Annotated in this window: 30 protein-coding genes and 1 pseudogene; 20 read left to right on the forward strand and 11 right to left on the reverse strand. The window is 42.6% G+C overall.

Features of this window, described 5'->3' with window-relative positions; translation table 11 throughout:
• Nucleotides 1–84 precede the first annotated feature (84 nt).
• From ACRQ5D_RS15525 to ACRQ5D_RS15560, 8 genes are all read left to right on the forward strand, one after another.
• Nucleotides 85–1050, forward strand: coding sequence for a transketolase family protein (locus tag ACRQ5D_RS15525; protein WP_090531969.1), 966 nt, complete (start codon nucleotides 85–87; stop codon nucleotides 1048–1050).
• 31 nt (nucleotides 1051–1081) lie between these two features.
• A complete protein-coding gene (locus ACRQ5D_RS15530) occupies nucleotides 1082–1636 on the forward strand; it encodes an RNA polymerase sigma factor (RefSeq protein WP_090531966.1) in 555 nt (184 codons plus the stop codon).
• 51 nt (nucleotides 1637–1687) lie between these two features.
• On the forward strand, nucleotides 1688–2731 hold the full coding sequence (locus ACRQ5D_RS15535) for a hypothetical protein (protein WP_091172621.1): 1044 nt from the start codon (nucleotides 1688–1690) through the stop codon (nucleotides 2729–2731).
• 17 nt (nucleotides 2732–2748) lie between these two features.
• On the forward strand, nucleotides 2749–3255 hold the full coding sequence (locus ACRQ5D_RS15540; protein ID WP_091172619.1) for a hypothetical protein: 507 nt from the start codon (nucleotides 2749–2751) through the stop codon (nucleotides 3253–3255).
• 134 nt (nucleotides 3256–3389) lie between these two features.
• Nucleotides 3390–4583 (forward strand): aspartate aminotransferase family protein, encoded by a 1194-nt coding sequence (locus tag ACRQ5D_RS15545; RefSeq protein WP_091172617.1) that lies wholly within the window; start codon nucleotides 3390–3392, stop codon nucleotides 4581–4583.
• A 463-nt stretch (nucleotides 4584–5046) separates the two neighbouring features.
• Complete coding sequence (locus tag ACRQ5D_RS15550) at nucleotides 5047–6618, forward strand: glycosyltransferase (RefSeq protein WP_431199945.1); 1572 nt, start codon at nucleotides 5047–5049, stop codon at nucleotides 6616–6618.
• Nucleotides 6603–7253 carry a hypothetical protein gene (locus ACRQ5D_RS15555; RefSeq protein WP_431199946.1) on the forward strand — a complete coding sequence of 217 codons (651 nt, stop codon included), beginning with the start codon at nucleotides 6603–6605 and terminating at the stop codon, nucleotides 7251–7253. The genes ACRQ5D_RS15550 and ACRQ5D_RS15555 overlap by 16 nt, the downstream gene beginning before the upstream one ends.
• On the forward strand, nucleotides 7254–8258 hold the full coding sequence (locus ACRQ5D_RS15560; RefSeq protein ID WP_091172613.1) for a glycosyltransferase family 4 protein: 1005 nt from the start codon (nucleotides 7254–7256) through the stop codon (nucleotides 8256–8258).
• 77 nt (nucleotides 8259–8335) lie between these two features.
• On the opposite strand, the gene ACRQ5D_RS15565 is transcribed toward ACRQ5D_RS15560, so the two are convergent.
• The 6 genes from ACRQ5D_RS15565 to yihA all read right to left on the reverse strand — a co-directional run bounded on the left by ACRQ5D_RS15565 (nucleotide 8336) and on the right by yihA (nucleotide 13787).
• Entirely contained in the window at nucleotides 8336–10039 is a 1704-nt protein-coding gene (locus ACRQ5D_RS15565; protein WP_091172610.1) for a M3 family oligoendopeptidase, read from the reverse strand.
• 178 nt (nucleotides 10040–10217) lie between these two features.
• A complete protein-coding gene (locus tag ACRQ5D_RS15570) occupies nucleotides 10218–11144 on the reverse strand; it encodes an NAD-dependent epimerase/dehydratase family protein (protein ID WP_091172607.1) in 927 nt (308 codons plus the stop codon).
• 161 nt (nucleotides 11145–11305) lie between these two features.
• On the reverse strand, nucleotides 11306–11911 hold the full coding sequence (locus ACRQ5D_RS15575) for a Crp/Fnr family transcriptional regulator (protein WP_091172604.1): 606 nt from the start codon (nucleotides 11909–11911) through the stop codon (nucleotides 11306–11308).
• Nucleotides 11899–12753, reverse strand: coding sequence for a UbiA-like polyprenyltransferase (locus tag ACRQ5D_RS15580; protein WP_091172602.1), 855 nt, complete (start codon nucleotides 12751–12753; stop codon nucleotides 11899–11901). Before ACRQ5D_RS15580 ends, ACRQ5D_RS15575 begins: the two co-directional genes overlap by 13 nt.
• A gap of 41 nt (nucleotides 12754–12794) precedes the next feature.
• Entirely contained in the window at nucleotides 12795–13145 is a 351-nt protein-coding gene (locus ACRQ5D_RS15585; protein ID WP_091172600.1) for a hypothetical protein, read from the reverse strand.
• A 9-nt stretch (nucleotides 13146–13154) separates the two neighbouring features.
• The gene (gene yihA, locus ACRQ5D_RS15590) at nucleotides 13155–13787 is read right to left on the reverse strand and encodes a ribosome biogenesis GTP-binding protein YihA/YsxC (protein ID WP_091172598.1); all 633 of its coding nucleotides are present in this window, start codon (nucleotides 13785–13787) and stop codon (nucleotides 13155–13157) included.
• A gap of 148 nt (nucleotides 13788–13935) precedes the next feature.
• On the opposite strand from yihA, the gene ACRQ5D_RS15595 reads away from it, so the two are divergent.
• Nucleotides 13936–14424 carry a VOC family protein gene (locus tag ACRQ5D_RS15595; protein WP_091172596.1) on the forward strand — a complete coding sequence of 163 codons (489 nt, stop codon included), beginning with the start codon at nucleotides 13936–13938 and terminating at the stop codon, nucleotides 14422–14424.
• Nucleotides 14425–14648: 224 nt separating this feature from the next.
• Here the strand turns inward: ACRQ5D_RS15595 and ACRQ5D_RS15600 are convergent, their stop codons facing one another.
• The 4 genes from ACRQ5D_RS15600 to ACRQ5D_RS15615 form a co-directional block, all read right to left on the reverse strand.
• A complete protein-coding gene (locus tag ACRQ5D_RS15600; protein ID WP_431200794.1) occupies nucleotides 14649–14858 on the reverse strand; it encodes a family 16 glycoside hydrolase in 210 nt (69 codons plus the stop codon).
• 29 nt (nucleotides 14859–14887) lie between these two features.
• Nucleotides 14888–15385 carry a 3-keto-disaccharide hydrolase gene (locus tag ACRQ5D_RS15605; RefSeq protein ID WP_431199950.1) on the reverse strand — a complete coding sequence of 166 codons (498 nt, stop codon included), beginning with the start codon at nucleotides 15383–15385 and terminating at the stop codon, nucleotides 14888–14890.
• A gap of 23 nt (nucleotides 15386–15408) precedes the next feature.
• Nucleotides 15409–15807: a hypothetical protein gene (locus tag ACRQ5D_RS15610; RefSeq protein WP_431199951.1), complete on the reverse strand. Its 399-nt coding sequence runs from the start codon at nucleotides 15805–15807 to the stop codon at nucleotides 15409–15411.
• Between the two features lie 152 nt (nucleotides 15808–15959).
• The gene (locus ACRQ5D_RS15615; RefSeq protein ID WP_431199952.1) at nucleotides 15960–16778 is read right to left on the reverse strand and encodes a Gfo/Idh/MocA family protein; all 819 of its coding nucleotides are present in this window, start codon (nucleotides 16776–16778) and stop codon (nucleotides 15960–15962) included.
• 310 nt (nucleotides 16779–17088) lie between these two features.
• Between ACRQ5D_RS15615 and ubiE the strand changes: the two genes are divergently transcribed.
• The 7 genes from ubiE to ACRQ5D_RS15650 all read left to right on the forward strand — a co-directional run bounded on the left by ubiE (nucleotide 17089) and on the right by ACRQ5D_RS15650 (nucleotide 21737).
• A complete protein-coding gene (gene ubiE, locus ACRQ5D_RS15620) occupies nucleotides 17089–17820 on the forward strand; it encodes a bifunctional demethylmenaquinone methyltransferase/2-methoxy-6-polyprenyl-1,4-benzoquinol methylase UbiE (protein WP_091172589.1) in 732 nt (243 codons plus the stop codon).
• Nucleotides 17817–18083, forward strand: coding sequence for a hypothetical protein (locus tag ACRQ5D_RS15625; RefSeq protein ID WP_432329466.1), 267 nt, complete (start codon nucleotides 17817–17819; stop codon nucleotides 18081–18083). Before ubiE ends, ACRQ5D_RS15625 begins: the two co-directional genes overlap by 4 nt.
• Nucleotides 18080–18550 (forward strand): outer membrane beta-barrel protein, encoded by a 471-nt coding sequence (locus ACRQ5D_RS15630; protein ID WP_432329468.1) that lies wholly within the window; start codon nucleotides 18080–18082, stop codon nucleotides 18548–18550. Before ACRQ5D_RS15625 ends, ACRQ5D_RS15630 begins: the two co-directional genes overlap by 4 nt.
• A 175-nt stretch (nucleotides 18551–18725) precedes the next feature.
• Nucleotides 18726–19484, forward strand: coding sequence for an SDR family oxidoreductase (locus tag ACRQ5D_RS15635; protein ID WP_091172585.1), 759 nt, complete (start codon nucleotides 18726–18728; stop codon nucleotides 19482–19484).
• Between the two features lie 150 nt (nucleotides 19485–19634).
• On the forward strand, nucleotides 19635–20084 hold the full coding sequence (locus tag ACRQ5D_RS15640; RefSeq protein ID WP_091172583.1) for a GatB/YqeY domain-containing protein: 450 nt from the start codon (nucleotides 19635–19637) through the stop codon (nucleotides 20082–20084).
• Nucleotides 20085–20300: 216 nt separating this feature from the next.
• Nucleotides 20301–21074, forward strand: a complete 774-nt coding sequence (locus ACRQ5D_RS15645; RefSeq protein WP_091172581.1) for an alpha/beta fold hydrolase — start codon at nucleotides 20301–20303, stop codon at nucleotides 21072–21074.
• Nucleotides 21075–21737, forward strand: coding sequence for a CBS domain-containing protein (locus ACRQ5D_RS15650; RefSeq protein WP_091172579.1), 663 nt, complete (start codon nucleotides 21075–21077; stop codon nucleotides 21735–21737).
• Between the two features lie 113 nt (nucleotides 21738–21850).
• Here the strand turns inward: ACRQ5D_RS15650 and ACRQ5D_RS15655 are convergent, their stop codons facing one another.
• Entirely contained in the window at nucleotides 21851–22513 is a 663-nt protein-coding gene (locus ACRQ5D_RS15655; protein WP_091172576.1) for a response regulator transcription factor, read from the reverse strand.
• A 259-nt stretch (nucleotides 22514–22772) separates the two neighbouring features.
• Between ACRQ5D_RS15655 and ACRQ5D_RS15660 the strand changes: the two genes are divergently transcribed.
• The 4 genes and pseudogenes from ACRQ5D_RS15660 (at nucleotide 22773) to ACRQ5D_RS15675 (ending at nucleotide 26256) form a co-directional block, all read left to right on the forward strand.
• Nucleotides 22773–23654: an NAD kinase gene (locus ACRQ5D_RS15660; protein WP_091172573.1), complete on the forward strand. Its 882-nt coding sequence runs from the start codon at nucleotides 22773–22775 to the stop codon at nucleotides 23652–23654.
• Nucleotides 23655–23663: 9 nt separating this feature from the next.
• Nucleotides 23664–24450, forward strand: a pseudogene (locus ACRQ5D_RS15665) (DUF6089 family protein).
• A gap of 162 nt (nucleotides 24451–24612) precedes the next feature.
• Nucleotides 24613–25134, forward strand: a complete 522-nt coding sequence (locus ACRQ5D_RS15670) for an ExbD/TolR family protein (protein WP_091172568.1) — start codon at nucleotides 24613–24615, stop codon at nucleotides 25132–25134.
• Nucleotides 25135–25515: 381 nt separating this feature from the next.
• On the forward strand, nucleotides 25516–26256 hold the full coding sequence (locus ACRQ5D_RS15675; RefSeq protein ID WP_090531922.1) for an isoprenyl transferase: 741 nt from the start codon (nucleotides 25516–25518) through the stop codon (nucleotides 26254–26256).
• The last annotated feature ends 23 nt before the right edge of the window (nucleotides 26257–26279 follow it).

A 26279-nucleotide genomic window follows, 5' to 3' on the forward strand; every position in this document is an offset into this window, starting at 1 on the left:
CCCCAAAGGGGGAGAGTTAAAGACATCAATTTTATTATTACGATTTAATGCCAATCCCTCTCGATTGCAGGGGGAATTTGAACAATGAAAAAATACACTTACACAGATAAAAAAGATACCCGCTCGGGCTTTGGCGCCGGGTTGCTGGAAGCAGGCCAGAAAAATGACCAGGTTGTTGCACTTTGCGCCGACCTTATTGGTTCGTTAAAAATGAACGATTTTATTAAAGCATTCCCTGAGCGTTTTGTACAGGTAGGTATTGCCGAAGCTAACATGATCGGTATTGCTGCGGGTATGACCATCGGCGGTAAAATCCCTTTTACCGGTACTTTTGCCAACTTTTCAACTGGCAGGGTTTATGATCAGATCCGCCAGTCGGTAGCTTATTCAAACAAAAACGTTAAAATTTGCGCTTCACACGCCGGTTTAACTTTGGGCGAAGACGGTGCTACCCACCAGATTTTGGAAGATATAGGCCTGATGAAAATGTTACCAGGCATGACTGTTATCAACACCTGCGATTACAACCAAACCAAAGCCGCTACTGTTGCTATTGCTGAGTATGATGGCCCGGTTTACTTACGTTTCGGCCGCCCGGTTGTTCCGATCTTTACCGATCCCGATCAGAAATTTGAAATTGGTAAAGCGTGGATGGTGAACGAAGGCGCCGATGTAAGTATCTTTGCTACAGGTCACCTGGTATGGCAGGCTATCCTTGCAGGCGAAATTTTAGCTGAGCAGGGTATCGATGCCGAGATCATCAACATCCACACCATTAAACCGTTGGATGAAGAGGCTATTTTGAAATCGGTTGCCAAAACAGGCTGCGTAGTTACTGCCGAAGAGCATAACCGTTTGGGTGGCTTAGGCGATAGCGTTGCCCAGGTGCTTGCAGTGCACAATCCATCACCACAGGAGTACGTAGCTGTAAATGACAGCTTTGGCGAAAGCGGTACACCTGAACAGCTGATGACCAAGTACGGCCTGGATGCAGATCATATTGTGGCAGCGGTGAAAAAGGTGATAGAAAGAAAAAACAAAAAAGGTTAATTAAACCTTTAACATTAATAAAATTCTAAAAATGTCGGTACAGGTTGAAGATTCAGAGATATTAAGCAAGTTTCAGGACGAAAAAACCCGGAATGAGGCATTTAACCTGTTGTTGAAAAAGTACCAGCAAAAAATATACTGGCACATCAGGCGCATGGTTGTTGATCATGACGATGCTGATGATCTGGTTCAGGATGTTTTTGTAAAGGTTTGGAAAAACCTGGCTGGTTTCAGAAACGACGCGCAACTGTACACCTGGATGTACAGGATAGCATCCAACGAGTGCATTACTTTTTTGAATAAGAAAAAACAAAAAAATAATGTTTCGTTGGATGATGTTGCTTATGAGCTGGCCGATACGCTGGCCGACTCAACCTATTTTAACGGCGATGCAGCGCAGCGGAAGCTACAGGAAGCACTGCTTACCCTGCCCGAAAAACAACGGCTTGTTTTCAATATGAAATATTATGAAGACATGAAGTATGAAGAAATGTCGCAGGTTTTGGGTACCAGTGTGGGGGCTTTAAAGGCTTCGTTTCACCTGGCAGTCAAGAAGATAGAAGCTCATTTGCTTGGCAGGGATTAATTTTTTAATTTACGTTAAACCTTTTAGCACTATACCAATCTATAGTTGTGTATGAAAAGCGATATGGACAATAGGGAATGGCTGGATGATTTCATCGCACTGAAACAGGTTAGCAAAACTAACCCGTTTACAGTGCCTGAAGGCTATTTCCATGAGTTAGCGCAGCACATTACAACACGTATAAGGCTTGAGGGATTAAAAAACTATCCATCTGCAGGGTATACCATACCCGAAAATTACTTTGACGAGCTAAGCAGCAACATCCGAAGCCGTATAAATATTGAGCGTGCTTTTAGCGCCGGTGATTCGGGGTTTACCGTTCCCGAAAATTATTTTGATGAGCTGAGCAGCAATATTCAAAGCCGTATTGTGGTGGATGAAGCCATGAATGCGGGAGAGGGCTTCACGGTGCCCGAAAACTATTTTGACGAGTTAAGCAGCAATATCCAAAGCCGTGTAGCGGTGGAGGAGGTCATGAACCTGGCTGATGAAGGCTTCACAGTACCCGAAAATTACTTTGATGAACTGAGCAGCAACATCCAAAGCCGTATAGCGATTGAGGAAGCCATGGGCGATGAAGGGTTTACTGTTCCTGAAAATTATTTTGAGGAGCTAAGCGTCAATATTCAAAGCCGCATAGCAGTTGAGGAAGTAGTGAATGCCGAGCACGAAGGCTTTGTTGTACCGATAGATTACTTTAATAAGCTTAACCAGCGAATCCTGGATAAAACAGTTAATGCTGAAGTTGTAGAAGAGCAGGAGTTTGATAATGTTATAAGCATTAACAAAACTAAACCTGTACAGAAAAAAGGAATGGTGAGGAGGCTTTGGTTGTCGCCAACCATCAGGTATGCTACAGCGGCCTGCTTTGCTCTGATATTAGGTGTGGGTGTTATTTTCAGGGGAGATATCCAGGCGCCGGATCATAACCATTCTTACTTGCATGAGCAGGTATCATCGGTACCGGTTGATGAAATAAAAAGCTATCTTCAGTTACATATGGATGCAAGCGATACCCGTACACTGATAGATGCAAACCAAAAAAGCAACACAAGTAATGCAGACGAAGATCTGTCGGATTATATAGATAATTAAACAGAGGAAAAAATTTAATGAGTAAATTGATCAGGCATATTTGTATTGTGTTATTTGTTATGGCAATAGGCTATGAAGCTGTGGGGCAGGTTAACCGCTTTGTTCCGGCTCAAACGCCCTCAAGGCCCCAACTTAACCCGGTACGCCCTAATGGCAACAAAAAGGGCGCTATGGGTAAAAGACTTGAGGCTGCCCGTAACAGGTATATCAGCCGCCAGCTTGATCTTACTGATGAAGAGGCTAACAAATTTTGGCCGCTTTATAATCAGTACCAGCAGGAGCTTACTGCTGTACGCATTCTGAAGCGTTTAAATAACTCCACTTCATCAACCAACGGCACCGAGCAAATAGATAAGGAGATCTATTACGAAAGCCAGCTGGTTGGGATTCGTAAACGCTACCGCGATTCCTTTGCCAAGATCCTTCCGCCCGAAAAGGTGAGTGTCTTGTACAAAAGCGAACAGGAATTTAACGATGAGCTCATCAAACAACTCAGCGAACGCAGCGAGAGAGCGGGGAATTAATTAGTGATTTAGTGAATTATTGAATTAGCGAATTTTAAGTTCGCTTTTTTATTTGTGGCTTATTGAACGAAATGTTGAATTTTGCGACGATTAGGCAATCACTAATTCACTAACTCATTAATTCACTAATTGCTATGTCTACTCTTCGCCAGCTTTTTTTAGCCAATAACGCGCAAACCACTAATTTTCCTTTATTGCTTGAATTTGAGCGGGCCGAAGGTATTTATATGTACAATGCGGAGGGTAAACCCTATATCGATCTGATCTCAGGCATCGGTGTAAGTAGCTTAGGCCACAGCAACCCTTATGTTATTAATGCAATAAAGGAGCAGGTTGATAAATACATGCACCTGATGGTTTACGGCGAATATGTGCAAACGCCGCAGGTATGCTTTGCCGAAAAGCTGGTTTCTGTGCTGCCAGATAACCTGCAGTCGGTATATTTTACCAACTCAGGCGCTGAAGCCGTTGAGGGGGCATTAAAGCTTGCCAAGCGTTTTACAGGTAGGCAGCAGATTGTGGCTTGTCTTAACTCATATCATGGCAGCACACATGGTGCATTGAGTGTTATGGGCAATGAGGAGTTTAAACAGGCTTATCGTCCTTTATTACCGGGCGTAAATTTCATCCGTTTTAACAACCCGGAAGATCTTATGCTGATAACTGAAGAAACCGCCTGTGTGATTATCGAAACCATCCAGGGTGAGGCTGGCATCCGTGTGCCGGATCTTACCTATATACAGGCTTTACGTGCCCGTTGTACCGAAACTGGTACGCTGCTGATCCTGGATGAGATTCAGGCCGCATTCGGGCGCACAGGCAAGCTTTTCGCGTTTGAGCATTTTGATATCGTACCAGATATCCTGTTACTGGCAAAAGCTTTAGGCGGTGGAATGCCGATAGGGGCGTTCATTTCATCAAACCAGATCATGGATGCGTTAAAGGAAAATCCGATCCTTGGTCATATCACTACCTTTGGCGGGCACCCTGTATGCTGCGCGGCGGGCTTGGCTGCGCTGGAGTTTCTGCTGGATAACAATTTGGCAGCTACCGTGGCCGAAAAGGAAGCTTTGTTTCGGGATTTGCTTGTACACCCCGCCATACAACAGGTACGCGGCAAAGGCCTTATGATGGCTATCGAACTGGAAAACTTCGACCTTAATAAAAAAATAATTGATCGCTGTATCGAAAACGGTGTAATAACCGACTGGTTTTTACATTGCAGCAACTCCATGCGTTTGGCGCCTCCTTTGATCATAACACATGACGAGATCAGGAAAGCTTGCGATGTGATTATAAAAGCGATTGATTTCTACACCAATAAATAAAAAATTCACCGCCTCTTTGTCATTTCGAACGAGGAACGAGGAGAAATCTTATACGAGCTGTCTGCGGATATACAGAGTCGTTTTGCATGTCGTATAAGATTTCTCTTTCGCCCAGACTCGCAAGCCCATCGCCGCTCTATCGAAATGACAACTTTTATAACAACTTGTTCTTCCTTGTAAATTGCCTGTTACAACCCCTTCATAATTCATAAGGATTATAGTTTGAGTTAAATTGGTATGGTTTGTGTATTTATAGCAATGCCTATAAAAACAATGCTTTAGGTGTCCTAAAGGCAATAAGTAAGGTCACTGATGCATCTTTTTAAGGTCACCCTGCTTTTACAATTAATTAAATGTTGTAAAACGACTATCAAAGCATCTATACACAATCAACATATGAAAATAGCATATATATCAACCTATCCCCCGCGAATGCGGTCTTGCAACATTTAATAATAATTTGATGCGTGCCATCAGTTCAAATTTTCCTGAAAGGCACACCTTAGCACAAAATGGCTTTGTCGTGGCACTTAATGATTCGGAAAACCTGCAGGAATATGAATACCCGGAGGAAGTTAAATATATCATTCGCCAAAATCACCAGAAAGATTATATCCGTGCGGCCAATTATATCAATACCAGTAATGCCGATGTATGTATTATGGAGCATGAGTTTGGCATTTACGGCGGCGAAAGCGGCATTTATATTTTACCGCTGATCAATCGTCTCGAAAAACCGCTGATCTCAATTTTGCATACGGTATTGAAAGACCCGAGTTATGTGCAGCGCATCATTATCCGCGAAATTGCCGAGCAATCATCAAAGGTTGTGGTGATGAGCAAACGTGCTGTAGATTTCCTGACCAATATTTATGAGATCCCTGCCGATAAGATCCAGATTATAGAGCATGGCGTACCTGATGTGGAAGCCCCTGACGAAAACCCGGTGAAAAGCTTGTCGGCTTTTAAAAACAAAAGGGTGATGTTAACCTTCGGTTTGCTAAGCCGTAACAAAGGTTTGGAAACCGTAATAAAAGCATTGCCTAAAATAGTAGCGAAGCATCCTGATGTGATGTACGTGGTATTGGGTAATACACATCCCGGGGTTATCAAAAGTTCGGGCGAGGAGTATCGCGATCACTTGAAATCGCTTGCGGCGCAGTTAGGCGTTTCGAAGAACCTGGCATTTATCGCCAAGTTTGTTTCCGAAGAGGAATTGGTAAACTACTTAACTGCCTGCGAAATTTACGTAACACCATATTTAAACGAAGCACAGATTACCAGCGGTACGCTATCATACGCTGTTGGTGCAGGTGCAGCAGTAGTTTCAACTCCGTACTGGCATGCTACAGAATTGCTGGCCGAAAAGCGCGGCAGGTTATTTGATTTTAAAAATTCGGAAGCGCTGGCCGATACCGTTATTGAATTGCTTGATCAGGACCGTGTGCTGAACGAGCTGAAAGAAAACGCTTACCAATATGGTCTGCATTTACGCTGGCCGGTTATTGGTGCCGAATTTATTAGGGTGGCGCAGGAATCAATGGTTCGCTATGACTTTAGTGACAAGATTCTGCGTAATAGCATTGTTGATCCGGAGATCCTGCCAAAGTTTAGCTTGACCCACGTATTGCGGCTAACCGATGATACAGGGATTGTACAACATGCCAAGTATGGGATCCCGAATTTAAAAGAAGGTTATTGTTTGGATGATAACGCCCGTGCGCTCATTATGGCACTAATGGCTTATCAGCGTAACGGGAGCCGGGAAGCATTTGAGCTGCTGCCTATTTACCTGAGCTATATCCACTACATGCAAACTGATGATGGCAACTTCCGCAACTTCCTGAGTTTTGACAGGCGCTACCTGGACGAGGTTGGGTCGGAAGATTCATTTGGCCGTACCATTTGGGCTCTTGGTCATTTGATTGGCTGTGCGGCCAGCAATTCATACCGTGAATTCGCCCTGGAGATCTTCCATAAATCGGTGCCGCATTTTTCAGCGCTGAAACATTTAAGGGGGTGGCCAATACTATAATTGGTATCAGTCTTTACCTGCAGGTTTACCCTACAGACGAGGGTATGGTTAAAATATTGGCCAACCTTACCCAGCCGTTAATTGATGCCTATAACAACACCCAGGCTGATGATTGGCAATGGTTTGAGGAAAAGATGACTTACGATAACGCCATCCTGCCGCTGGCCTTACTGCACTCATGCGAGATCACTGGCAATGAAGAGGCCAGGAAAATAGCTTTGGCAACTATGGCTTTCCTTGATCAGCTTACTTTATCAAACGGATATTTAAGTCCTGTTGGTAATGATGGCTGGTATTACCGTGGCGGCACATTCCCTACATTTGATCAGCAGGCTATTGAAACCATGGCTATGGTGCTGATGCATTTCCAGGCATACCAAATCTTCAGGATACCGCAATACATTGAAAAAATGTTCCTGAGCTATAAGTGGTTCCTGGGCGAAAATACTTTGCGGGCACCGTTGTATGACCATGAAACCAAAGGCTGCTGCGATGGTTTGCTGCCCGGCGGCATTAACCGTAACCAGGGAGCTGAAAGTACGCTGGCTTATCTGATATCGCACCTTACGGTGTTGAAAGCCTTTGAGCTGGAATATGAGTACAATAAATACGGCCAAAAAATGCAGATCTGTTAAATGAAGGTAGCTGTATTATCTCCTGTTGCCTGGCGTACGCCGCCCAGGCACTACGGGCCCTGGGAGCAAATAGCATCAAACATAACCGAAGGGATCATCAAAATGGGGGCGGAGGTAACACTCTTCGCCACGGGCGATTCGATAACCGCGGGTAAACTTGATGCCATTTGCGAGACGGGTTACGAGGAAGACAGAACACAGGATGCCAAAGTGCTGGAATGCCTGCATATCAGTAACCTGATGGAAAAGGCCGGACAGTTCGACATTATTCATAATAACTTTGACTTTTTGCCGCTTACATATTCAGGCTTGATTAAAACGCCGCTACTTACTACCATTCACGGCTTTTCATCATCAAAGATCATCCCTGTTTATAAAAAATATAATAGCCAGGGGCATTACGTTTCTATCAGCAATGCTGATCGCAGCCCTGAGCTTGATTATTTAGCCACGGTATACAACGGCCTCGATACCCGTGATTTTCAGTTTTATGAACAGCCGGATGGTTACCTGTTGTACTTCGGCCGCATCCATCCCGATAAAGGAACTGCCGAAGCTATCGATATCGCCAAAAAAAGTAAACGGAAATTACTGATAGGCGGTATAGTTCAGGATACCAACTACTTTAAGGAAAAGATAGAGCCATTGCTTTGTGCCGATGTGGAGTATATAGGCCATGCCGGGCCTGATAAGCGCCGGGAGCTTTTAGGCAGAGCTTGTGCACTGTTGCATCCCATCAGCTTTGACGAACCTTTTGGCCTGAGTGTGGCTGAAGCAATGCTGTGTGGTACGCCGGTCATAGCTTTTAACCGCGGCTCGATGCCAGAATTAATCAAAAACGCACAGACCGGCTTTTTGGTTAATACGGTTGATGAAGCCGCCGAAGCAGTTGGCTGGCTCCGTCAGATTAGCAGGGCTGATTGTTATGACTGGGCAAATTCGCAGTTTTCGAGTGATAAAATGGTGAAGGATTATTGGGAGTTGTATAATAGGGTATTGAATTAAAAGCAAAAACTGCCGCGGCAGACAGGTATAAACAACAAAAGCGCCAGTAGCGCTTTTGTTGTTTATGAGAGAAAATTTTAATTTAATTTATCCAACTCTGATTTAACAAACTCAGCCAGTTCTTTTACATAGGCCGCGCTAAAGTCAAACTTGATCCCTGCGGTTTCGTAAATCTCTTTAATAGTTTTAGTGTAACCGAGTTTAAGGGCGTCTAAATATTGTTGCAAACCCTTTTCCGGATTTTCTTTGTAGTTTTTCCACACAGCTATAGCTCCTAACTGGGCCATGCCATATTCGATATAGTAAAATGGCACCTCGAAGATGTGCAGCTGTTTTTGCCAAAGATTTGCTAATGCTTCGCGATGTTCGCTCCAATCGGCAAAACCCGCGCCGAATGGTTCAAAGATCTCGATCCAGGCGGTTGTACGGTCGGCATCGGTATGGTCGGGGTTGGTATAGATCCAATGCTGAAACTGATCGACAACGGCTACCCAGGGCAGGGTTTTCAAAACATCAACTAACTGATCACGTTTGGCGCGTTTAAGATCTTCCTCGTTATCAAAATACACATTCCAGTTATCCATCGAGATCAGCTCCATCGACATGGAGGCTAATTCGGCAACTTCGGATGGGCAATGTTTAAAATCATTCAGTTCCAGATCGGCAGTAAGGAAAGTGTGTACCGCGTGACCACCCTCATGTACCATGGTGGTTAAATCGCGGAAGGTATTGGCCGAATTCATGAAGATGAAAGGTGCGCCGGTTTCGGCCAGCGGATAGTTGTAACCACCCGGAGCTTTGCCTTTACGGCTTTCCACATCAAACAGGCCGTTATCTTTCATGATCTCCAAACGTTCGCCTAAATAACGATTGATGTTGCTGAAGCACTGGATAGATTTCTCGATCAGGTCTTCGCCATTTTGGAATGGTTTAAGGGCTGGTTTGCCAGAAATATCCACATCCATATCCCATGGCTTAAGCGTAGGTAAGCCCAAAGCCTCGCGGCGCTTTTCGGCCTGGGTTTTTAGAATAGGCACTATTTCGGTTTCGATAGCTGCATGAAAAGCATAACAATCCTGCGGGGTATAATCGAAACGGCCTAAAGCCTGGAACATATAATCGCGGAAGTTTTCAAAATTGGCGTTTGTTGCTACTGTGTGACGAAGCTTACGCAAATGGTCGAAAAGTTCATCGAGTTTGTCTTTATCCTGTAAACGGCGGCTGGTGATCTTTTCCCAAACTTCCTGGCGTTTAGCACGATCAGTGCCTTTTAAAAATACGGAAGCTTGTTCTAACGTAAATTCCTTATCATCAACATGAACAGACATGGAACCGGTTATGGATTGGTACTTCTGCTGTTCCACCTGGATTTCGGTTTGTACCGGGATATTTTCTTCGCGGAAAAGTTCCAATGCTTTTTTTACGGCCCGTAAAAAAATAAAATATTTTTCGCCGTCCAGTTTATCAACAAACGCGCTGGCAACCAGCTTTTTGTTCAGTTCGTTACTATATGGAGCAATTTTGGGCTCAATTTCGGTAGCAAAGTACTGGAACTTTTGAAGCAGGTCTTCGCTGGTGGTGTCGCAGGTCATGCGGATATAGCGCCATGCGAAATCTTCTTCCAAAGCTGCTTCCAGCTCACTTTTATCGCGCAGCCATTTCTCCAGTTCTTCAACTGAGTGGATTGGACGATCTAATAATTCTTTATAAAAAGGCTCAAGGGTTTCCCATTTAATATCAAGGGAAGCCGGGATATATGTTCTTGTTTTTTTGTGGATCATGATTTTTAGATGTGCAGATATGCGTATGTGCAAATGTGCAGATTATGGTTGGAGAAGTGCAAATAATACACGTTTAAATGTGTTTTATTTGATAAAAGAAAAGTAAAAAGTCCGCAAGGAGCAACAGCAACTTGCGGACTTTAATAAATTAAAAAACTTAAGACTAAAGGCTTTTGACTTAAGACTTATGAAGCGTTTTCGATATCTCAGTTATCGCATCCTCGTAGCTTGTTGGTTTAAAGTTGAACGCTTTCTCAAATTTGCTGCTGTCGAAAATATAATCGTGATCGTACTGGTAATACATCTCCACTGTACCCATTACCACCTTTTTAAATAAACCGAACAGCCACAGCATTACTTTATTAACGCGTGTATATTTTGGTTCAACTTTATAAATCTTGGCGGCAATATCCAAAAACTGTTTACCGGTGATGGCCGGCGGAGTAGGGAGGTGCCAGATCTGATTGCCGCTATTGGGATTTTGACCAAGCATAAACATAGCTTTACCTGCATCGGGCACGTAAATAAAATTGTGTTTACAATCCGGATTGCCTATCCATTGCGCGTTTTGTTTTTTGGCGTAATTGCTCAGCACCATCATATCAATAAAGCTGTTGACCGGGGCGCCATAAAAATCAGGTGCGCGGGCTATGGTTGCGTTGATATTGCCGGCTTTAACTTCATTCATGAGCATTTCGGCGATGCCCGCTCTTATTTCGCCTTTAACGCTGCTGGGTTTATACGGGGTATCTTCGGTCATGGAGCCGTTAACCAGTCCGTACATGTAAACGTTATCAAAAAATATTAAACGGGCACCGGTGGCTTTGGTAACATTGATCACATTTTGCATGATCACCGGCCATTGCGCCCGCCAGATGTCTTTATCATAAACCAGGCCGGCAACGAGATAAATTACTGTCGATCCTTTTGCTGCCGACAGTACTTCATCGTAATTGAGCAGGTCGGCTTTTTGCCAGGTTACTTTATCATTATTATTTGTGTTAACCGGTTTGCGGCTAACTAAACGGATGGTTTCGTTATGGTTGATTAATTCTTTGGTGAGGATGTTTGCTACCGGACCGCCGGCTCCTAATATAGTATGCATGATCTTTTTTCGTTTTGTGTATTACAAAGGTAGGCCGCCTTTGTAAATCAAAACGTTAACAAAAGATAAGGAATTTCACCTCTCCTAAATCCTCTCCAAAGGAGAGGACTTTAAAATGTATGCTTTTTCTCCCTCTCCTTTGGAGAGGGTTGGGGTGAGGTTTAAGCGCTTATCTTCATGATCCTTCTCCTGATCCGCGAGAGCGAAACCGGAGTGATCCCTAAATAGTTGGCAATATAATGCTGGGGGATGCGGTACAAGGTTTCGCCACCTGTTTGTAAAAGATCGGCATAACGTTCTTCGGGCGATTGAATGATAAAGGAAGTAATACGTTTTTCGTAACAGATGAGATAGTGTTCGGCTGTTAATCTCCCAAAACGTTCCATCTTAAAACCAAGAAGCTCATTCATGCACGCTTGTTGTAAGTTTTTGTGGCTTAAATTTACGATTACCGAATCTTCAAGTGCCTGGATATAGTTTGCAGCCGGGGTGCGGGTGAGGAAACTTTTGTATGAGCTTAACATCTCATCTTCAAAGCTGAAATAGCCTGTTATTTCCTCGCCGTCTTTAACATGATAATAGCGTACGGATCCTTTTACCACCAGGCCGATATGATCGCATACTTTACCGGCCTCTACATAAAACCTTTTCTTTTTTAAGGCATCTACCGTTAGGTATTGCGATAAAGCCTGCCACTCTTCATCAGTAAGCGGAACATATCTTTCAAAATACTGCCGAAACTTTTGGAGGGCGGTTAGTGAATCCATATCCTGTCGAGCAAAAACAATACAGCAAATACTACGCTGGCAATGCCATTGGTAGTCATAAAAGCAAAGTTAACGCGGCTCAGGTCGTTTGGTTTTACAAGCAGGTGCTGGTAAACAAGCATGGCGCAAAAAAACGCGATACCAATGTAGTACAGGAAGCCTACCTGAGTTTCAAATGCCGGCATCATAATGAAAACGGCCGAAAGCACATGTAAAAAGGTAGATAGTCTTAAGGCGTTCACTTTACCTAAGTACGCCGGCATAGAGTGCAGGTTTTGGCTTCGGTCAAAATCTTCATCCTGCAGGGCGTAAATAATATCAAAGCCGCTTACCCAGCAAAGTACGGATAGTGAAAAGAATATAGGTGTAAGGGCAAACTGACCGGTAACCACTAAGTAAGCGCCGATAGGAGCAAGCGATAAGCCCAATCCCAATACCAAATGGCAGAGCGCGGTAAAACGTTTGGTTGCGCTGTAGCCCATTACCACAAATAAAGCTACCGGCGATAAAAAGAAACAAAGCCTGTTGATGAACCAGGTAGCTGTAATAAACAGCAGGCAGTTGATAATAACAAATGTTAAAGCAGCTTTTGGGCTGATCCGGCCGGCTGGGATATCGCGCTGTTTGGTACGTGGGTTTTGAATGTCGATATCCCTGTCAAGGTAGCGGTTAAAGGCCATTGCCGAATTACGGGCAAATACCATACATAAAACCATCAAAACCAGCTTTAGCCAGTCGAAATGATACTGGGTTGTAGTTACTGCCAAAAAGAAGCCGATAAATGCAAACGGCATGGCAAAAATGGTATGGGCGAAGGTTACTAAGGATAAGTATTTTTTCATTTTACTTTATAAAAATATCTAACTTCGATGAGGAAGCTTAATTACCAAGAGGCATAAAATACGCTTTCTCCATCTACAAAATTGTCAACAAAATCTTTTTTGAAATTTAATCCAAATGGATCGTTAGGTTTTAAATAGAGCATGGCTTTTTCTACTGATTTTTTATCAAAATATGGTTTGCAATTTTCAAAGGCGCTGTAAAACTCTTTATTCATGCCGCTCCTTTGATAGCCTATTTCGTTAAAAAATAAAACGACTTCTCCTTCATATTCTTTAAACATTTGAATATACCGCCTAACAAATTCCGGGTTCGAATTTAATTCTTCCACAGTGAAGTATTCAAACGTTTCACCGGCATCTGTGGGCACAATATGTGATAGATCCAAACCCATAACGTTATATTAATCCCGATCCTGCGGTAGCTGATAATGCGGCACTTCAAAATTTTGATTTACTGCATCAATAAACTCAAGTATCTCTTCGCGGCCTTGCTGTGTTTCTGACGATGTGATAAAAAACTGTGGCATTTCATCAAATGTAGCCAACAGGGCTTTTTTAAACCGGGCAATAGTTTGATCGGTTTTAATGCTCGATTGTTTATCGGCCTTGGTGAATACCAGCACAAATGAAAGACCTTTTTCGCCAAGCCAGTTGCAAAATTCAATGTCGATCTTTTGTGGCTCGAGACGACTGTCTATCAACACCATTACACATTGCAGGCTTTCGCGCTTGTCCAGGTAAGTATGGATGAACTTATCCCATTTGGCTTTTTCCGTTTTTGATGCGCGGGCATAGCCATAACCGGGTAAATCAACAATGTACCAGCTTTCGTTGATCAGGAAATGATTGATCAGCTGCGTTTTGCCGGGAGTTTGCGACGTTTTAGCAAGACCCTTTTTACCAGTTAGTGTATTAATAAGGGATGATTTGCCCACATTTGAGCGCCCGATGAAAGCGTACTCCGCTTTAGCTGGTGGAGGTAACTTGCTTACCTGGCTGTTGCTGCAAATAAATTCGGCCGATTTTACGATCATTCTGCAAAGGTAGTATTTTTACTTAATGCGTTCATTGTGGTAATAGTATGGAGTAAATAGCCATTGCTTATTTATAAGCTTGTTTTACAATAGGAAAACAAAAAGTAGTGCAATAATAATTAAATTTGATGTTTAAACATGTAATTATATGAACGATTATAAAATACCCGCCCAAACCCGCATTGGTCACGTACACTTAAAAGTAAGCGACCTGCAAAAATCTCTTGATTTTTACTGTGGTTTGTTAGGCTTTGAAAAAATGGTGATGTACGGCGATCAGGCTGCATTTATATCTGCAGGTGGTTATCACCATCATATTGGCTTAAATACCTGGCATAGCAAAGGCGCTTCACCAGCCCCGGAATACGCACCGGGCTTATACCATACTGCCATCTTATATCCCGAAAGAAAAGACCTGGCCATTATACTTAAAAGGCTGATTGATGCCCGTTACAATATTACAGGAGCATCTGATCATGGTGTATCTGAAGCCATCTATCTTAACGATCCCGATCAAAACGGGGTTGAGCTCTACTGGGATCGCCCCAAAGAACAATGGCCTGTAGATCAGGAAGGGAATTTGACCATGTTTACCCGCAGGCTGGATATAGAAAATTTACTGCAACTGGCTAATTAACAGATAAGAAGCAAACAAAAAAACTCATTGTGGGTTATATATTCAACGGGGGATTAAAAAGATAATTCATCTTTCCCGGTCATTGGGAGGCGGAACGGCGAAGCAGTCCTCTGCCGGCGATATTGCATGGTTGCCTGCTGTTAAGGATTGCTTCGTACCCCCAATGAGTTTTTTGATAAAGATAAAACTGTTGCGCGAAGGTACGAAGCAAAAAATTATAAATATTATAATTCCTTTATTTTAATGCTCCTGAAATAAGCTTTATGCCCATGGTCCTGTAGTGCGATCAACCCGGTTTTGGCGTTGCCATAGTCGGGGTAATCTTTCCATTTACCTTCGGCTTTTTTCCTTTTCCAGTCGCTGGTCCAGGCTTCAAAAGCTAAAATCTTTTTGCCGTTTAGCCAGTGTTCAACATGTCCGTTATTGAAAATAATTTTACTGGTGTTCCAGGTGCCAACCGGGGCTACCTTTTTGAAGCGTTTGGCAGGTACATGGCATAATCACAGCCAGTTTTTTGCCAGTCTTCCAGTTTTTCGGGCCAGCCTGTATCGTCAATGATCTGGTATTCGGGGCCGGTTTCATAGGGGCCATGGTATTTCGGATCTTCAACCACATGGTATATTACACCGCTGTTACTGCCTTTTTCTATCTTCCATTCCCATGAAAGCTCAAAATTGGTGTAAGCTTTATCGGTTACTATATCACCGCCGGTATCGCCCTGCGCTGCACCAAGACAAACTAGGGCACCATCAATAATAGTCCAGTTTTTTACCGGACCCTTTTTGTTGAACCCATGCCAGCCCTTCAGGGTTTTGCCATCGAAGAGATTTACCCAGCCACCTTTTACCGGAGTGCCTTGTTTAGCAGGTTTGTGATTATTAACAGGGATGCCTGAAGTGTGCACACAAACCAAGCCTGCGGCAGCCAGTACCAAACCCAATTTTTTAAACTGTTGTTTCATAATAAGGTATTTGCGGTGAACTATTATTTCTTGATAACCTGCATTTTTTCCGGATCCCAGAACATGGGCGTATTGTTATAATAGCTATCGTTACATAACAGGGCAGGGGCTGCCGCGCGATAGCCAAAAATTGCGTCTTCGGTTACCTTGCCTTTATTGCGGATAGCGGTAAAAAAGTTCACCATATGATCATACGGCCCACCTTTGTATCCTTTTTCGGCATCATATGTGATTTCTTCGGGCGGTAGCATTTTTTTGCGTTCGGCATAACCGCTGCCTGCTTTTTTGAGTTTATCAAGATAGAATGGATCATCAGAATCCATCACTTTATTGCGTTTAAGCGTCACTTTATCCCATGTTATATCCATTGAGCCTTCGCTGCCCACCAGTTTAAGGTAAGTTGTGCCGCTGGTGCCATCCACAAAGTTACACCGTAACGAAAGGTTAAAGGCCGGGTGTGCCTGTGTTTTACCATAATCAAAAGTGCCTAAAAGTACATCAGGTACTTCGCGGCCATCATTCCAGAAACGTAAGCCGCCGGATGCATAAATTTTATTAGGGCCAACTGAATCGGTTATAAAATGCAGGCTTGAAAAAGGTGAACAAAAAGGTCGCCCGCCATGCCTGTACCATAGTCGGTATAATTTCTCCAGCGGAAAAAGCGTTTTTCATCAAACGGACGCTTTTTGGTATTGCTGATATAAGTTTCCCAATCAACAGTTTGAGGTGAGGCATCTTCAGGGATCGGGTATTGCCAAACCTCAAGCGGCGCGCGGCGGGCCCAGAAACCTTCGGCGTAGTTTAATTCGCCAATAGCTCCGCTTTTTAATAGCTCATGTGCCTTTTCGTTGCCTAATGATGATACCCCCTGGCTGCCTACCTGGAATATCATTCCTGTTTCTTTTTGCGATTTGATCACCGCCGGCCCTTCGGTAATGGCATGAACCATCGGTTTTTCGCAATACACATGTTTACCGGCGTGCATCGCATCAACAGAAATTTGCTGGTGCCAGTGATCGGGTGTAGCAATGATTACGGCGTCAATGTCTTTACGGTTCAGGATCTCTTTGTAAACCCGGGTAGTAAAAATGTCGGCTCCCCAGCGGGTCTTGGCATCTTTTAAGCGACCGTCATACAAATCGCATACGGCTACCAGTTTAACACCGGGCACCTGCAGGGCGGTGATGGTGTCCTGGGTACCCATACCACCGGCGCCAATGAGGGCGATGTTTACCTGGTCGTTAGGGCTGTTGCCGATGAGGCGTTTTTGGATGGAAAAAGATTTGGCCTGGCTTTGGCTGGCTAAAAGGCCCGATCCGGCAGCTACGGCCGCGGTTGCTGTGGTTAGTTTTTTAATAAAACTGCGGCGCGAGGGTTCTTGTTCGTCTTTCATAAGGATAAGGAAACAAATTTTAAATGTGATTTGCCGGGACTACCGGCCGAAATTGGTTTCTAAAAATAGTGAATTGACTTAACATTTACATAATTAGCGCAACTTAATATCGATTTAGTAACAGCGAGGAGCATAGGCAACTAAGCTGGTCTACACTTAGCTGAAGAACGAAAACCCCGCTTTGCGAAGCAGAGAGGAGTGACGGGCGCAGCGAAGTAGGGATGAGTTAACTTGTCAGCCCTGTTTCAGTATTCACTTTCAGCTTTCTTAATATTAAAGCATTCACTATACAATCATTATCTTTGCTGCGATGAGCAAAACCATAACACCGTACCATGACGAGCAGGCTACCAAAAAAGAACAGGTAGCAGATATGTTCAACAATATATCAAAAACCTATGATTTCCTTAACCATTTCCTGTCACTTGGTATTGACATCATTTGGCGTAAAAAAGCCATCAACGAATTAAAAAAGGATAAACCAAAGCTGATACTGGACGTTGCTACCGGCACCGGCGATTTTGCTTTTGAGGCTTTATCTATCCTGAAACCTGAAAAAATTATTGGTGTTGATATTTCAAGGGGGATGCTTGACATCGCGGAGCAAAAAATAGCGAAACGGGGTTTGAGCGATAAATTTGCTGTAAAACTGGGCGATTCGGAAAAACTGCCGTTTGAGGGCGCGGAGTTTGACGCTGTTACGGTTGCCTACGGTGTACGTAATTTTGAAAACCTGGAAAAAGGCCTTGCTGATATAATTCGGGTGCTAAAACCCGGAGGAAAGGTGGTGGTGCTTGAGTTTTCAAAGCCTAAAGTATTTCCGGTAAAGCAGTTATATAATTTTTACTTCAGCTATATTACCCCGGGTATTGGTAAATTGTTCAGCAAAGATGCAAGAGCATACAGCTATTTACCGGAGTCGGTAGCTGCTTTTTCGGATGGTCAGGCTTTTGTGGGTTTGATGGATAAAGTAGGCTTTAAGAATACCAAATGCAGGCCTTTAACGTTTGGTATCTGTTCAATATACACCGGTATTAAATGATTATAAACCGTTACCTGCTTGTAGTTGTACTTATTTTTAGCAGCAATTTATTGTTTGCGCAGCATGTACCGGCATGGGGTGGCGGCGCCGATCAGCAGGATCTGAGCTTTGGTTTCAGTTTTACTTACGTAAGCACCGATTTTAAAATTGTTAACCAGCCCAATTTTCGCAACGCGTTTTTAGATGAGAACGGTGTGCAGGTTAAAGGGCCGCTTAACAGCATCAGCTCAAAAAGTTCACCGGCTTTCGGAGTAGGTTTTTGACCCGGTACAGGATCACTGAGCACCTTGAGGTACGCACCACACCGTCATTGATTTTTGCCGACAGGGCTTTGCATTATTCTTATGTCGATCCGTCGGAAGATGTGGATAAAAAAATACAAACCACTTCGGTTGACATTCCCCTGCAATTGAAATTAAAATCAGACAGGTTGGGCGATTTCAGGGCTTATGTTGTAGGCGGCCTGAAATATACCCAGGCCATAGGCTCTAAGAAAAACGCGGATGCCAATCTTGACCTTTCAGAGAAGCTGGTTAAAAACGTAGGTGGCTTTGCCTCGTATGAGGCGGGCGTGGGTTGTGATATTTATTTTGAATTTTTTAAGCTTTCGCCCGAGATTAAGATTTCCAATTCATTAGGCAACGTACTGATGCGCGAGTATAACCCTTATTCGGCGCCCCTCAGCAGGTTGGGCTTACATACCATTATGTTTAGTTTGATTTTTGAGTAGAATGTAATTTTCCTAAATCTCGCTCTCATTTATAATGAGAGCTTAAAATAGACTTGCGTTTTCAACCCGATATTGGGGTGGGTAAAATCCTCCCTTTCAAAAAACATCCTTACTCCCAACCGACAATATTTTAAAGTAAAAAACATATTTTCGCTGTTTATAGTTATCAATATCTATGAGTAAGATTGCCTTAATTACAGGAGCTACCGCCGGCATTGGCGAGGCATGTGCACACGTTTTTGCCCGCGAAGGCTATGACCTGGTATTAACCGGTCGCCGGTTAGATAGGTTAGAGAAACTGGCCAAACACCTGAATGATAAGTATAACGTAGAAGTTGCGGTTTCGTCATTTGATGTGCGTAACCGCGAAGATACCATTAACAACCTGGAAGCTTTGCCGGCCCAATGGAGGAAAGTGACGGTATTGGTTAACAACGCCGGTTTAAGCCAGGGGCTTGATCCTATTCAAAAAGGCAGTATTGATGATTGGGAAACCATGATTGATACCAATATCAAGGGCCTGCTGTATGTAAGCCGGGTGGTATCAAACTGGATGATAGAAAATGGTAAGGGGCACATTATAAATCTTGGCTCGATTGCCGGTAAGGAAGTTTATGCCAACGGAAATGTATATTGCGCTACCAAACATGCAGTTGATGCTTTAAATAAAGGTATGCGGATTGACCTTTTACCCCACGGTATTAAGGTAACGGCGATACACCCGGGAGCTGTGGAAACCGAGTTTTCGGAGGTGCGCTTTAAGGGTGATAAGGAAAGGGCCAAAAAAGTTTATGATGGTTTTAAACCATTGGTGGCCGAAGATGTGGCCGAAACCATCTGGTTCATTGCATCACGACCGGCACATGTTAACATTAACGACCTGGTTATCATGCCTACAGCACAAGCCAACGCAGGTACGATATTCAGAGGGTAGTGGATGTGCAGATGTGCAAATTTCAGATGTGCAGATTTTTAATTTGATAATTTGCCAATTTGGGGATTTGAAAATGGGAAACTCAATAATCTGCATATTTGCATATCTGAAATTTGCACATCAAAATTCATTAATTCACTAATTAAAGATATGTCATTAATTACACAAATAGACCAGGACATTAAACTGGCCATGCTTGCCAAGCAGGCAGATCGTTTACAGGGGTTGCGTGCCATCAAATCGGCATTGCTTTTGGCGAAAACCGAAAAAGGTGCTGCAGATGAACTAACCGAGGATGCTGAAATTAAAGTATTGCAAAAGCTGGTAAAACAGCGTAAGGAATCGGCCGATATTTATAAGGAGCAAAACCGCGACGACCTGTACCAGGTGGAAATAGCCGAAATGCTGGTTATTGAAGAATACCTTCCGCAACAAATGAGCAAGTTTGAAATTGAAGGCTACCTTGAAGAGCTTATTGGCAGGATAGGCGCTACATCCGTAAAAGATATGGGCCGCGTAATGGGTATGGCCAGTAAAGAGCTTGCAGGCAAGGCCGATGGTAAAACTATATCAGAGGTGGTTAAACAGTTATTAGGTTAAGTTTTTACCATTTAATAGTACAGCGTTTTTTTGTGCAATGTTGTGTTAATGTTAATCTTATTAATAGAAGCTTAACATTACTACATTGGTAAATAATTACTATACTTGCTAAATGTCGTTCGTAATAAACTAATTTTACAGCGGAATAACAGGAATTTGTGCTGAAAGCGATTTTGGTATAAGATAAGTTTGAAAAATTAATTTTTAATATTTTATATGGAGTTCGTGCTTAAAGAGGAACACGGTTTTAGTTACATCGATGAGGGCGAAGGAGAGGTGCTGTTACTGCTGCATGGTTTAATGGGGGCGTTGAGCAATTGGGATGGTGTTATTAATGAGTTTAAATCAAAGTACAGGGTTATTATCCCCATGCTGCCTGTTTATGACATGCCGCTGATTAGTACCGGGGTAAAAAGTTTATCGAAATTTGTACATAAGTTTATAAAGTTTAAAAAGCTTAGCAATATTACCTTATTGGGTAACTCGCTTGGTGGGCATGTGGCATTAGTTTATTTAACCACGCATCCCGAAAACATCAAGGCTCTTGTTTTAACTGGTAGCTCGGGCTTATATGAAAATGCTTTCGGCGGCTCTTTTCCGCGCAGGGAGAGTATTGATTTTGTACGCGAAAAAGTGCAATTTACATTTTACGATCCGGCTATTGCCACCGATGAGTTGGTGCTTGATGTTTTTCAGACCATTAACGACAGGCATAAGGTGATCCGCTTGCTGGCCATGGCAAAATCTGCCATCAGGCATAATATGAAAAAAGATCTGCATAAGATTACTATCCCGGTATCTTTGATATGGGGCCGTAATGATAAGATCACCCCGCCCGAGGTAGCTGTTGAATTTCATGAGCTGCTGCCCGATTCGGAACTTCATTGGATTGATAAATGCGGCCATGCACCTATGATGGAACACCCGGAAGAATTTAATACTTTACTTAAACAGTTTTTAGCTAAATTAGAGACCAAAGTAAATGCATAGATGATAGCACTTGACCTGATAGCTGACTCGATACCGCCGGTACACACTTCTGATACCATTCAGAAAGTGCTTGACCGTATGATTGAGTTTCGCCTCAGGCATTTGCCTATTGTAAATGAAGAGCAGTTTTTAGGTTTGCTTGCCGAGGATGACCTGATAGCCGAAAGTGATTATCAAACACCCATAGGTGCGCTGGCCCTTTCGTTGGTTAATCCCTACGTGCTGGAGGATCAGCATATTTATGATGTTATCCGCCTGTTTTATGAGCAGCAGCTTACCATTGTACCGGTGCTTGATGCAAAAAGCAACTATCTTGGGTTGATATCTATTAACGCCATTACAGAATATTTCGCAAAAATAACTTCAGTATCGCAACCGGGAGGCATTATTGTGCTGGAGATCAATAATAAAAATAATTCGCTTGCGCACATGGCGCAGATAGTTGAGTCAGACAACGCGCAGGTCCTGAGCTCCTATGTTCAGTCCTTTCCCGATTCAACCCGGATGGAAGTTACCCTTAAGGTTAACAAGCAGGATATTTCGGCCATAACTGCCAGCTTCCTTCGGTATGAGTATGATATCAAAGCTACCTTTAATCATACCGATATCAACGATACCACCCGCGACAGGTATGATTCGCTCATGAATTACCTTAATTTGTAGTATTAAGTCCGAAGTCTTAAATCATTAGTCCGAAGTATTGAGTCCGCTATGTATGACTTTCGGACAATTTAAACTACTGACTTAAGACCCGGAACTTCCGACTTATTATGATTTCAGACCAAATTATAAGCCTGCGCAAACATCACTGCATCATAATTATTTTTCAGGTGCAGTTTGTTTTTGATGTTTTTACGGTGCGTTTCGGCAGTAGCCGGGGCAATGAACAGCTTCGCGCTGATCTCGGCCGAGCTCATACCCATGGCAATATATTTCAGAATCTCTTTTTCGCGCCGCGTGAGCGTTAAAAATAACAGGTTATTATGGCGTAAAAAAGCGATCTCATGCATAAGCCTGTTTACCTTGGTGGTAATATGATGCACAGGATCAAGCCTGCTGGCAATAGTTAACAAATATGCAGCATCGCCTGCTTCATTGCGTGCAAAAACTTTGGTATTGCTCACAAATAATTGCCATTCGGGGTTATCAGGTACACGTACCTGCTGAAAATAGGATACCTGCTCCTGTGTTTTGCTTTTTATCAGGTGCAAAATTTTGGGTACGTATTCGTTGCTGTCTTCGGTGTTAAAATATTTAACGTGATATGTTTCAGGGCCCATGGCCTGCAGTTCATCAAGTGTGGTACCCAGTATATCGAGACCTACGCTGTTCATATACACTATCTGCAGCGTTTCAACCTCATGAATTATTAATGCAGAAGGAAGGTCATCAGCTATTGACTGTATATCCGATAGTTTTTGGGTAAAAGTTTTATCCATCAATAAAATAACCGTTGTTTAAATATTGGTAAGGTAGGCCAAAATAGTTAAACTTAATTATTTTACCTTGAAGTTATTTATCTGTTAAAGCAATTAAAATGGCTTTATTAGGAAATATAAGCAAACAATAGTGCAAAATTTACCATTATAAGAAAAATGTATGATGGGTGGATTGTAGTGTTTAATTTATGCGGTATTAATTATTTACGCCTTGCTGCATTAATGTACTTTCAAAGTTCGATATTCGCTTTTTTAAAAAATGAAAATAGCAGTTTACGGCAGGCCGTTTAATGAGCCATCTGTTTTACCTTTTATACAGCAGGTTTTTGATAACCTTGCACAGCATGGTGTCGATATTTATGTACACCAGCAACTCCACGAATATTTGCAGGATAAACTAACCACAGTGCAATATAAAGTGTTGCGCCCCGCCGAAACCTTAAAAGGCTTTATTGATATTTTTATAACGCTTGGAGGCGATGGTACCCTGCTTGATACGGTTACCTTGATTCGCGATTCGGGGATCCCTGTTATCGGTATAAACTTTGGCCGCCTGGGCTTTTTGGCCAGTGTTAATAAAAGTGATATTACGGCAGCCATTCATGCCGTGGTGAACAGACAATTTACCTGCGATTGCCGTGAATTGCTTACCGTCGACTCGGACCCTAATGTTTTTGGCAGCAATAATTTTGCCCTTAATGATGTAACCATCCATAAGCGTGATGATGCCGCCATGATCATAACCCATGTATTTTTGAACGATGAGTTTTTAAATTCATATTGGGGTGATGGTATTATCATCTCAACATCAACCGGCTCAACAGCTTATTCATTAAGCTGCGGAGGGCCTATTATTTTTCCGCAATCAAATAGCATAGTAGTAACCCCGGTATCTCCCCATAATCTCAACGTGCGGCCTATAGTGCTCCCTGATACCAGCAAACTTTGTTTTGAGGTGGAAAGCCGCAGTGCCAATTATATCATCTCCTGCGATTCGCGGACGGAAGTTTTAGATCAAACAGTTAAGTTTCATGTTCAAAAAGCCAGTTTTCAGTTAAATTTAATTCGCCTTAGTAATGAAAGCTATTTAACTACGTTAAGGAATAAACTGCTTTGGGGCCTTGATGCCCGTAATTACTAAATTTGATTAATGCCTAAATTTTTACTTTTTGCCATATTCTTGTTTTTAACTTATCAGCTGCAGGCCCAAACCTGGGAAATAGGCGGATCGATAGGCGGTGCGGGGTACATAGGTGATCTTAACCCCAATAACCCTGTTAAAATAAGCGGCGTTTCGGCGGGTATCTTTGGTAAAAGAAATTTTAATGGCTATTTTTCAGCTAAACTGAATATTGGTGTTGGTAATATATCGGCTTATGACAATCGGTCCGGCTATCAACAGTTTCGTGATCGTAACCTCAATTTTAAAGATCAATTGCGGGAGGTAAGTGTTATCGGCGAGTTTAACTTTATGAACTATATCCCCGATGCCGGACGAGAACAAATACACCCCTTATATATTTACAGGTATAGGTATTACATCTTACGCGCCGCGTGCACAGGATTTTAACGGGCACGAGGTTGGCTTAAGGCAGCTAAAAACCGAAGGCCAGGCTAAGCCTTATGGCAATAACACCGTCGTAATCCCGTATGGTTTAGGTATCAAGTATAATTTATCCGGTAAGTTTACAGTTATGGCCGATATGGGTTACCGCTATGCATTTACAGATTACCTGGATGATGTAAGCGGTGTATATGCCGATAAAAGCAAAATGACCACGACCGGCGCTTTACTTTCTGATCGTTCGGGCGAAAAAACCGGCAATTATATTGGCACCGTTGGTTCTCAGCGCGGCGACTTTAAATCGCATGATACCTACTTCTTCCTTAACTTTACAATCTCATTTACTTTTGTAACAGCAAACTGCTACTTCTAATTACATCAGGCCTAACAAGTGTTGTGGATTTATTGCGTCTCTTTAGATAATAATTCAATATTTAATTCTTTTTAAATTTAAAATATAATATTTAATTCTGTTTTTATATTGAATTTTGTAATTTAGTATTGTACTGATTATTAACCTAAAATCTTTAAAGTCATGGCCGAATTAAACTCATCTCCCCAAAATGGCGGCGGAAAGCACAAACGCAAAAAAATAAACGCCCGCGTTGATCTTACTGCAATGGTCGATCTTGCATTCCTGCTTATTACCTTTTTTATCATGACCACCACGCTGGCTAAACCAAAAGCTATGGATTTGGCTATGCCAGATGACGGCGGCGACGGAATGCCGGTTCCGGCAAGCCGAACACTGACTGTTGTTTTGGGCAAAAATAATAAGGCCATGTATTTTCTGGGCGAGCTTAAAAATCCGATCATTGCACCTTCGGTAACCGATTTTTCAGCCAATGGCATTCGCAGGGCTATCATCGAAGCCAATAAAAAAGTACACGACGGCTCGGGCAAAAGCATGATAGTATTGGTAAAACCAAGCGATAAATCGCAATACAGCAATTTGGTGAGTACGCTTGATGAGCTGGCTATTACCGGCATTCAGCAATACGCTATAGTTGATATTATGCCCGCCGATGTTGACGCGCTTAAACAAAAAGGAATATAAAAGTGTAACGCAATTGTAAGCAAATTTACAGGTGGTTTTTTGAGGTCGGCAGCTTTCATTATCAGGCAGATAATGGCTGCCGGCTTTTTTATTTTTTTGAGCTTTAAACCAAAAATTATGAAAAATCATGGTTTTGATAGCTGTTTAGGCAGTTTTAATATATTATTCGCAATAACATTTTCTTTTAGCGAGGGATACTAAAAAAATACAAAGTAAGTTTTACCTTTGTACCCTGAAAAATCCGTCAATTTGCGTGGCAAAACGGCGGATGCAGGTAATTAATAATTGATTAATCTAACAACCGAATATCGCAGACCATAGTATTGATGAAAAATTTTACACAAGTGTGTTTGTACAGGGTGGCTTTTGATAAGGAGTAATATGGATTATTTGGATCAGATTGATTTGTCGAGACTACCACAGCACGTAGCTATTATTATGGATGGCAACGGGCGCTGGGCGAAAGGGAAAGGCAAATTAAGGATATTTGGCCATCACAACGGTGTAACATCTGTTAGGGATGTTGTTGAGGGGGCCGATAAATTGGGTATTAAATATATCACCTTATATACATTTTCGTCCGAAAACTGGAACCGCCCCAAGCTGGAGGTTATGGCTATTATGGAGTTAATGGTAACCACTATTCATAAAGAGGTTCCCGGCTTTATGAAAAACAACATCAGGCTAAATGCCATTGGCGATCTGGACACACTGCCCGAAAAATGCCTTCGTGAACTTAATAATGCTATTGAAACAACAGCAGGCAATACCGGTGTTGTGCTTACGCTGGCTTTAAGCTATAGCTCGCGCCGCGAAATTGTACGGGCTGCAAAAAATATAGCCATAAAGGTAAAAAACGGCGAGTTGAATGCGGAAGATATTAATGAAGAGGTTTTTGAACAAAACCTTTTTACAGGCGATATGCCAAACCCCGAACTGCTGATCAGAACCAGCGGTGAATACCGTATAAGTAATTATTTATTATGGCAAATTGCTTACGCCGAGTTGTATTTTACAACCAAATTATGGCCCGATTTCAGGAAAGAAGACCTGTATGAAGCAGTGATTGATTTTCAGAAACGTGAGCGCCGTTTTGGCTTAACAAGTGAGCAGGTGAACTAAATTTTTACTTTTAACAAATTTTA

It is taken from the genome of Mucilaginibacter sp. P25 (assembly GCF_050859465.1).
Classification (GTDB): domain Bacteria; phylum Bacteroidota; class Bacteroidia; order Sphingobacteriales; family Sphingobacteriaceae; genus Mucilaginibacter; species Mucilaginibacter gossypii.